Raw genomic sequence first — 9,660 nt, forward strand, 5'->3', positions numbered from 1 at the left:
TCCCGGCCGGGCCGACTAGCCTGACCTGCTGTGCGATACGACGAGATGGGCGCCGCTGGGCTCGCCGACGAGGGGCTGACCCGTCGGCTGAAGGCGCTCGCCTGCACCGCGCCGTTGCACGACCTCGACGCGCGCAAGGCGAAGCTCGACTGGGCCGACGCCACGGTGTACCAGATGGCCGAGATCGCGCTGCACACGATCGACCAGGTCACCATCGCGATGGACTTCGACACCGGCGCGGGCCACGACCAGGTGATCGACCGGCTGCTGCCGTTCATCTCGCTGCAGGCGCCCTCGCGGATGCCGGAAGAGCACGTGCGCGTGGCGAAGTGGGTGCTGGACAACCTGATCAACGTCGGCACCACCGATCGCGGCTTCCGGCGCGTGTACGGCTCGCTCGGCCCCGGCGGCTACCAGCGCCGCCAGTTCGACTTCAAGCTGCTGGTCGAGCTGGCCGCCCCCGACGGCGAGGTGTACCTGCGCGCCACCGACGAGGCGATCAACGTGCTGGTCGGCGCGCTGGACACGGACGTCGAGTCGGCGCAGATCGCGGCCGAGGTGAAGCTGGAGAACCTGATCAACCGCGGCCGCCTCGCCGACGCGAAGCTCGCCGCCGAGCAGGCGCGCTACCGCACCGTGCAGTACGGCGAGACGCTGCGCGCGAAGCTCGACGCGACCCGCCGCGACGTGCGCGCGGTCGACTGGGAGAGCGAGGTGCCGGAGCTGATCGAATCGGCGCTCGGGCACATCGAGTCCCGGTTCCGCGCGGAGAACGCGATCCTGAAGAACATCACCACCGCGCGCGACGAGTCCGAGGACGCCGACCACAAGCGCCGCGCCGCCGAACTGGTCGACATCGTCGCTGACTGCATCCGGCGGCACACCCGCCTCCAGTCGCGGCTCGCCGACGCGGGCGCGGTCTTCCGCGCCGAACAGGACCGCCAGCAGTTCTCCGGACCGCCGCAGCGGGCCACGATCGACCTGTTCGGCCAGCTCCTGATGCCGACGCTCGGGCTGCCGCTCGCCGACGCCACCGCGCCCGCCGAGCACTTCTTCCACGCCGTCGCCGGGATCACGACGCCGGTCGTGCCGTCGCTGTCCTCGCTGGTGTCCCTGCTGCTGCGGCCCGCCCCGGAACGCGACCAGCTGGTCGGCGAGGTGCCGGAGCCGGAGCTGGTGCCCGCCGAGGTGACCGACCGGTTCGGCGACGACGTGTGGCGGCTCGCCGACGAACTGCTCGACCTGCCCGACGTGCCGCGCCGGCTGTCCGGGCTGCTGGAGGACGCGCGCCGCTCCGGGCAGCCGAACCTGGCGTCCCTGGTCGCGCTGCGTGCGCTGCACGCCTACAGTCCCGAGGTCGGCGCGGCGCGCCGGCAGGGGGAACGCCAGGTGCTGCTCGCCGTCGACGACGGCACCCTGCTCGACGACCCGGAGTTCGGCGGGGCCGATCTGCTGCTGATCACCGCGGAGGTCGAACGAGCTGACGACGAGACCGAGGAGGTCGCCTGATGCCCGTTTTCCGGCGGCGACCCGACCGCCCCAATGTGGCATTGGGTGCGTCAGATGCACCCAATGCGGCATTCGGTGCGTGGGATGCACCCAACGCCACATTGGGGCGCTTCGCGGCAGGCCATGACGAGACCGAGGAGGTCGCCTGATGCCGGTGACGCACACGAGCGTCGACGCCGAGGCCGCCGCGCGCCTCGTCGCGTTCGGGATGCGCCCGAAGCAGTTGCCCGCCCGCGACGTCGTGTACGGCGAGCTGGTGCGCCGCTACGGCGAGGACAACGCGTTCAAGGCGCTCACCCACGCGGTCGCGTCCGGGCTCGGGCTGATGGTGCTGGAGGTGACGCAGCAGGCCGGATGCGTGCTCGCGGCCACCGACGAGTCCGTCTTCGAGATCAAGATGGACAGCTACGCGCGGCAGGCCAAGATCCGCGAGCGGCGCGAGACGGAAAAGGTGCTGCACGGCCTGATCCACCTCGCGACGGCCGCGCTCGGCTACCCGCGGCCGGACGACCTGGCCAACGACACCTACATCGGCCGGGTGAGCGTCGAGCAGGTCGACGCGATGGTCCGCGAAGCCGCGCGGGTGCTCGACGAGCGCGCGCAGCTGGCCGAGGCGAACAACGACCCGCTCGCGGACGCGCCGGAGCTGGAGCAGGCGTGGCGCGCGTACGCTCGACGTCCGGCCGCAGCGGCGACGAAGGACGGCCGGATGGCGGCGGACACCACGCGCGGCATGGTGTCGCGGGCGCTGCGATTCCTTGCCGATCAAGGCTTTCTGGTGCAGGTGAGCGACGAGCAGGGCGGCACCTACCGCACGACGCCGCGGTACCAGATCCAGGTGCGGGAGCTGGCGGCGGACGCCGCGTTCGACGACCTGCTCGCGCTCGACGTCGTCGCGGTCGCCGGGGCCGGGGGAACGCTGCGCGCGACGGCCTCGGACACGCTGCAATGAGGGCCGGGGCCTTGAAGCGGCGCGGGCGGCGGGACGATGTGCCGGCCGTGAGGGGAACCCTCAGGGAATCAGATTCCCTCAGGGTTCCCCTCACGGACTCGCGGAAGCGGTCCTGCGGGCATCAATCGGGTGAGGCCGCTCGGCTTGAGCCCCCGGCATGGGAATCAGTGTCCGTGAAGGGGCCCTTCACGGACCAGCAGGCGCGGTAGAGGGGACGGGAATGTACGAGCTTTCGCGGGTCCGCCTGCATTCGGTGGGCCCGGCGGGCGCCCGGTACCAGGACGTGGTGCTGGACTTCAGCGGCGTCGGGGCCACGATCACCGCGCCGAAGCAGGACGCGCTGTTCTCCGCGGGCATCCACGCCGGCGGGCCGGTGCGCCGCCCGTCGCCGGCGAGCGTGCTGTTCCTGGAGAACGGCGGCGGCAAGTCCGTGCTGATCAAGCTGATCTTCTCGGTGATGCTGCCCGGGCGGCGCCAGGTCGTCGGCACCACGAGCACGAAGGTGCTGGAGAAGTTCGTGACGGCCAAGGACGTCGCGCACGTGGTGCTGGAGTGGCTGCACGTCGAGACCGGCCAGCGGGTGATCACCGGCAAGGTGTCGGAGTGGCGCGGGCACGTGACGTCGGCGGACTCGGAAAACCTCGTCGACTCCTGGTACTGCTTCCGCCCGACCGCCGACGTCGCGCTCGATTCGCTGCCGCTGACCGAGGACGGCCGCCTGCTGACGATGTCCGGGTTCCACGACCGGATCGCGGGCGCGGCGATGGCCGAACCGGAGCTGGAGCTGTTCTGGACGCGCCGGCACCACGAGTGGACCGGGCGGCTCGACCAGCTCGGCCTCGACACCGAGCTGTTCCGCTACCAGCGCGCGATGAACGCGGGCGAGGGCGAGGCGGCCGACGCGTTCCAGTTCTCCACCGACGAGGCGTTCGTGGAGTTCCTGCTGCGCGCGGTGCTGTCCGAGGACGAGCCGAAGGACCTCGCCGAGGTCGTGTCGACGTACGCGAACAACCTCGCGCAGCGCGGCGATCTGATGGCGGAGAAGGAATTCGTCGAGGGTGCGCTGGAACTGCTCGGTCCGCTGGCCGAGGAGGAAGGCGTGGCCGCGGCTTCGCGGCGGATCGCCGAATCGGCGCGCGAGGATCTCGGAGAGCTGGCCGGGCGGATCCACGCGCGCAACGAGCTGGAGAACGCGCGGCTGTCGGGGCTGGAAGAACACGTCGAGGAAGTGCGCAGTGCGGAAAAGCTCGCCGAGGGCGACCATCGGCGGCTGACCGCGGGCGTGACCGAGCTGCGGCGGCTGGTCGCGGTGCTGCGGTTGGAAGAAGCGCAGATCGAACGCGAGCGCGTCGACGGCGAGCTGGCCGAGGCGAAGACGCAGGCGGAAGCGTGGCGTGAAACCGCGACCGTGCTGAACCGGTTGAACGCTGCGCGCAAGGCGAAAGACCTGCGTGAGCTGGTCGGAAACCGCGAGGAGAAGGCGAAGCCCGCGTTGGCCGCCCGGGATGCGGCGGCGGTCGCGTTGGGGCGCGGTTTGCTTTCGCTGGCTCGTGACGCGCAGCGGCAGGCGGACAAAGCCGAGGCGCACGCGGACGCGTTGCGTGCCGAAGCGGAGAAGGCGCAGGTCGAGCGGGACGAGGCGGCGAACCTGGCTGCCGGGCGCCGGGCTGAGGCGCGTGGACTGTCGTCACGGATTGCTGAGCTGCGCGAGGAAATTTCCGAATCGGTCCGAAGTGGACTGTTGCCGTCCGGGGCGGATGTCGCCGAAGCCGCGCGGTCCGCGCGGGCGGAAGCCGAGGCCGCGGCGGCGGAATCCGTTCGCCGGGAACAGGAACTCGACCGCGTCGGCGAGGATCTGCAAGCGGCGCAGCGTTCGGTGAACGAGGCGCATCAGCTCGCCGGGTCCACTCAGGACCGTCTCGTGCGGGCGGCCGAAGACCTCGAACGCGCGCACCGGCGGACCGACGCGCTGGCCGCGGAACCGCGGTTGATGGAGCTGCTCGGCGCGGACGACGTCAAGCTGGAGAGCGATCTTCCGGTGCTGCTGCAGCGGTTGCGCGACGCGAGTGCGGCGGTGGAGAAGGAACAGACCGCGCTGCGGATGGAAGAGTCGGCCGACGAACGGGCGCTGGCCGCGCTCGGGTCGGGCGGGCTGCTGCCGCCGCCGGAGGATGTCCAGGCTGCGCTGGATGCGTTGGAGCAGGCGGGAATCACCGCGTGGTCGGGCTGGCGTTATCTGTCCAAACTGGACTCGGTGCGGCGCGACGAAGTGCTGGAGCAGATGCCGCAGCTCGTTGCCGGCGTGCTGCTGAACGACGCGGCGCAGGTGAAGCGGGCTCGGGAAGTGCTGGCGGCCTCGCGGCTGCTGCCGAGCGCGGTGATCGCGGTCGGGACCACGGACGCGTTCCAAAAGGACGGTCCGGCTGCCGCGGGTGTCGAGTTCCTCGTGCCGCCGAACCCGGCGATGTACGACGAGGAAGCCGCGGACACCGAGCGGGAAGCCGTGGCGCAGCGGCACGCCGAACGGCAGCGTCGGCTGGAGCAGCTGTCGGAGTCGCTGGCGGCTGATGGCGCGTTGACGTGGAAGCTGACCACCTGGCGCGAGGACTATCCGGCCGGGGCGATCGGGACGCTTGCTGAGCAGGCTGAAAGCGCTCGCGTCGCCCGGGAGACCGCGCAGACCGCGCTCGCGCAAGCGGAGGCGGAATTCGCCCGGTTGAGCGAAAAAATCACTGCCTTGCGGGAGCGAGTTCCCGCGTTGCGGACCGCGGCAGCGGAAGCCGAGGAGAAGGCACGTCGGCTCGGCGAGCTGTCCACTCGGGCCGCACGCGTCGCGGAGTGGACCGAAGAAGTCGAGCGGGCAACGGAAATCGCGGAACGCGCGGAGACGTCGGCAGCTGAGGCGTCGGCCCGGGCGGCGCGGTTGCGCGAGCAGGCGGCGGAGGAGCAGCGGACCGCTGACGGACACCGTCGCACGGTCACGACGGCACGGTCCGAGCTGGCTGAGGTGCCTGGCGCGGCCGAGCTGCCGGAGGACGTTGAAGCGCCTTCGGAACCGGTGGACGCGTTGCGGCGCACCTTCGTGTCGGCTTCCGAGTCGTACGCGAAGGTCGAGGTCGGCAGCGATCTCCGGGCCGAGCTGGAGCAGGCGGAATCCGCTGAAGCAGCGGCGTCGTCGGCCTTGGAAGCGCTGGACGAAGAGGTCCGGGTGCGCGCGGGGGCATTGCTGGAGACGCCGGACGGTTCGGACGCTTCCACCCGGGCGGCGGCGTTGGCGCGGGCACGGCGGGTCGTCGACGCGCTGGAGGAGGAACGCACCGAGGCGATCGGCCAGGTGTCGACGCGGCGGGCAGAGCTCGACGTGCTGCCGTTGCAGACCGGCGTCGCGTCTCCGGCCGAGCGGCCGCGCGACATCGAGCACGGGCTCGAGCTGATCGACGCGGCTTCGCTGGAAGTGTCTGCTGCGGCCCGGAAATGGGAAGAGCTGCAAGAGCGCCGAGCGGCGGCGGAAGCGACGCTGGACGCGGGCAAGGCTTCGGCGTCCGGCTTCGGATTGCTGTCGGAATCGTTGGCGCACTTGCGTTCCGAGGAACCCGCGGACGCCTACGACGGCGACGTCGAGTCCGCGCGGACCCGGTACAACCAGCTCAACACCGTCCTGAACGACGCGCAGTCGGCGGCCGATTCCGGCGACCGGCGGGTGCGCGCGGCGGCGGACCAGCTGGCGCAGTACGCGACCGAGAAGCGGTTCGAAAAGCTCAGCACTCCGGTGCGGCAGCAGGTGATTTCCGTGAAGCGGGACCAGCTTCCCGCGCACGCGGCGGAATGGAGCGAGGCGCTGCGGCCCCGGCTGCGGACCCTCACCGACGACCTCGCGCAGATCGACCGGCACCGCGGCGGCATCATCACGCGGCTGCAGGGCATGGTCGAAGGCGCGTTGCGCACGCTGCGGTCGGCGCAGCGGGTGTCGCGGCTGCCGGACGGGCTCGGCGACTGGTCCGGCCAGGAATTCCTGCGGATCCGGTTCACCGAGCTGGAAGACCATGTGCTGGCGGAAAAACTGGGCGAGGTCGTCGACGAGGCGGCCGCGGGCAAGACCGCCGACGGCCGCGACGTGAAGCGCGACGGGCTGTCGCTGGTGCTGCGCGGGGTGCACGTCGCCGCACCCAAGGGGTACCGGGTCGACATGCTCAAGCCGGACTCCGTGCTGCGCACCGAACGCCAGCGGGTGTCGGAAATCCGCGACGTGTTCTCCGGCGGCCAGCAGCTGACCGCGGCGATCATCCTGTACTGCACGCTGGCCGCGTTGCGCGCCAACAACCGGGGCAAGGCGCGGAACCGGCATTCGGGGGTGCTGTTCCTGGACAACCCGATCGGCCGTGCGTCCGCCGGATACCTGCTGGAACTGCAGCGGGCCGTCGCGGAAGCGCTGGGCGTGCAGCTGATCTACACGACGGGTCTGTTCGACGCGGGCGCGCTGGCGGAATTCCCGCTGATCGTGCGGCTGCGCAACGACGCGGACCTGCGGGCCGGGCGGAAGTACCTGTCGGTGGACGCGACGATCCGGAATTCCCTCGACGACCTCGGGGATCCCGACGGGGTCGCCCGGCTTTCGGCGACGCGGATGTTCAGCCGGGGGTCTTCCGCTCCCGCGGCGGACTCGTCCGCCGAAGAAGAACAACCGGCCTGACGGCTGGCGCGCGGTCTGCCAGGGCGGCACACCGCGCGCCGAGATCCGTCAGCTGACGGGCACGTACGCCAGCCCGTGACCGCCTGCCGCCCCGGCCGCTTCAGTGTCCAATGTGGTCACCAGGGTGCGGGTCTCGAGATCGATGACCTCCACCTCGGTCGAAGCCGCCCCGGACACGAACGCGATCCGGCCGTCCGGATCAGCGGGAATTCCGTCCGCGCGGGTCGCCGCGGTCGGTCCCGGCCACCCGAGCGCCCTGATCCTGGCGAGCGAAAGCGACCTGCTGACCATCGGCATCGCAGGCTGGCTGGACCCCTTGCCGGCCGCCCTGGGCCTGCTGACGTTCGCCATCCCGCTCGACCTGCCGTCCGTCGAACTGGGCTTGGCCTGGCACCCCCGGACCGCCGCCGACCCCGCCCAGGCCTGGTTCCGGCACCACGCGCGCGGTGCCCTGCTCGCATCCTCCTGACCAGCACGGATGGGTTTTTTGTCGGACCTAGCTGGTAGGAATCGAGCCGTGAAGATGACCCTCGCCCAACGCCGGGCCCGCCTCGGCGCACGCCACCACCTCGCGGCACGGGCGACGACCGTCGAGGAAGCAGTCGACGGAGTCGTCGCGCTGCACGCCACCGATCCCGCTTCGGTGTACCTGTCCGCCTGGTCGCGCGTGCGCGACGTCTCGATCGCCGACGTCGAGGATGCGCTGTACTCCCGGCGCACCCTGCTGCGCATCCTCGGCATGCGGCGCACCGTTTTCGTCACCGACGTCGCCACTGCCGGTGTGGTGCAAGCCGCGTGCTCGTACGACGTCGCCGCCCGGCAACGCCGTCTGCTCGAGAAGCAGCTGGGCACCCTGGGCCATCCGGAGAACGTCGCGTGTCCCGGCGAATGGCTGGACGAGGTCATGGCGAGCGTCGAAAAAGCCTTGCACGCCAGGGGATCGGCGACCGCCCAGCAACTGGCGGACGACGAACCGCGCCTGCGGCAGCAACTGCTGATGGCGAAGGGAAAACCGTACGAGTCGATCGGCAACGTGACCAGCCGGGTGCTGTTCCAGCTGGCTGCGGAAGGCCACATCGTGCGGGGGCGGCCGCGGGGGAGCTGGCAGAGCACGCAGTACCACTGGTCCCCGTTGACGGATTGGCTGGCAAACGCTGAGGGGTCGGCTGGTTCTGGCGCTGGCCGTGGAGGCAAAACCGGTGCTGGGTCCGGCAGCCCCGCCCTCGTTCCCGCCGACTCGCCGGGCCCCTCGAGCTCTGCTGCTGGCAATCCGCGCCACTCCGTTCCCGGCGTCGCGGGCTCGGGTTCTGAAACCAGCGAGCCAGGCCGCTCCCAACCCGGCACCGCCGGACAACCAAATGGCTCTGGCTTGGGCACCATCGGCGGGCCCCCCGACTGGCCAGACCTCTCCGAAGACGAAGCCCGAGCCACCCTGGCCCGGCGATGGCTGCACGCGTTCGGCCCCGCCCCGGTCGCCGACCTCCGCTGGTGGACCGGCTGGACGGCAGGTCAGACGAAAAAGGCCCTGACCGCCGTCGCCCCCGCCGAGGTCGACCTGGACGGCGAACCAGCGATCGCCCTGCCCGACGACCTGGCCCCGGTCGCCGCTCCCGACCCGTGGATCGCCCTGCTCCCGGCGCTGGACCCGACCGCGATGGGCTGGCAGTCCCGAGACTGGTACGTCGGCCCGCACCGCCCCGCCCTGTTCGACCGCAGCGGCAACATCGGCCCGACGGTCTGGAGCGACGGCCGCATCGTCGGAGCCTGGTGCCACCGCCCGTCGGGAGAAGTCGCGGTGCGCCTGCTGGAGGACATCGGAACCGAGAAGACCGCCGCGGTGGACGCCGAGGCAGCCCGGCTGAGCGCCTGGCTGGGAGACGCCCGGGTCGTGCCGAAGTTCCGCACGCCGGTGGAGAAGGAGCTGTCCGGATAGCGCCCGTGCACGGTGCCGAACCGACCGGCGGCGGGTGGAGCTGCTGAGAGCCGGACGACCCGGCGATGGGTGGGGCAGGCGACAGCCAGACGACCCGGTGGCCGGGCTCGTGACCAGGCTGTCCAGCCTCGGGACGCCTGGCAGCCAGTCCTGCCGGGGACACGCGGACGGCCGTATACCGCGCGGCTGCCGAGTCGCCGAAGAGAGCCCGGAACGAAGCATGTCCTAAAGGTTCGGCGGGTAGGCCGCGCCTGCCCAACTCGCCCGAGGAGACCTAGACCGGCGCAGCGTGGGACGCGGCGGCTGGTGCGAGTTCGCTGTGCGCTTCGCGGGAGTCCGGTACTCGGCCGCGAATCACTCGGACGTTCGCGCGACGGGGCCCGTGCCGAGCGCATGCCGTGCCGGTTCCCGCCGGACCCCCTAGCCCTGCCGAGTTCGGCCGTCGTGCTCTTGCTGGCCGGGTTCTGCCGAGCCTGGCCCCGAGCTCCTGCTGCGCCGCTCCCGCCGAGCCCAGCCCTCGAGCCACCCCGTCTCGGTCCTGCCGACCTTGCCCCAAGCCCCCACCCGGCCAACCCG

The 9,660-nt window shown here is 71.5% G+C and carries 5 protein-coding genes; all 5 read left to right on the forward strand.

The features are described from left to right. The first annotated feature begins 45 nt into the window (after positions 1–45). The 5 genes from PUT80_RS43325 to PUT80_RS43345 all read left to right on the forward strand — a co-directional run bounded on the left by PUT80_RS43325 (position 46) and on the right by PUT80_RS43345 (position 9,084). Positions 46–1,509 carry a hypothetical protein gene (locus PUT80_RS43325; protein WP_275295595.1) on the forward strand — a complete coding sequence of 488 codons (1,464 nt, stop codon included), beginning with the start codon at positions 46–48 and terminating at the stop codon, positions 1,507–1,509. Positions 1,510–1,657: 148 nt separating this feature from the next. After that, entirely contained in the window at positions 1,658–2,461 is an 804-nt protein-coding gene (locus tag PUT80_RS43330; RefSeq protein ID WP_037814632.1) for a hypothetical protein, read from the forward strand. A 220-nt stretch (positions 2,462–2,681) separates the two neighbouring features. Next, entirely contained in the window at positions 2,682–7,151 is a 4,470-nt protein-coding gene (locus tag PUT80_RS43335) for a hypothetical protein (protein WP_275295593.1), read from the forward strand. A gap of 142 nt (positions 7,152–7,293) precedes the next feature. Further along, positions 7,294–7,620 (forward strand): hypothetical protein, encoded by a 327-nt coding sequence (locus PUT80_RS43340; protein ID WP_275295594.1) that lies wholly within the window; start codon positions 7,294–7,296, stop codon positions 7,618–7,620. A 54-nt stretch (positions 7,621–7,674) separates the two neighbouring features. Then, positions 7,675–9,084, forward strand: a complete 1,410-nt coding sequence (locus tag PUT80_RS43345; protein WP_275295596.1) for a winged helix DNA-binding domain-containing protein — start codon at positions 7,675–7,677, stop codon at positions 9,082–9,084. Positions 9,085–9,660: the final 576 nt, after the last annotated feature.

The sequence above is a fragment of the Amycolatopsis sp. La24 genome (assembly GCF_029087445.1).
Lineage (GTDB): Bacteria > Actinomycetota > Actinomycetes > Mycobacteriales > Pseudonocardiaceae > Amycolatopsis > Amycolatopsis nivea.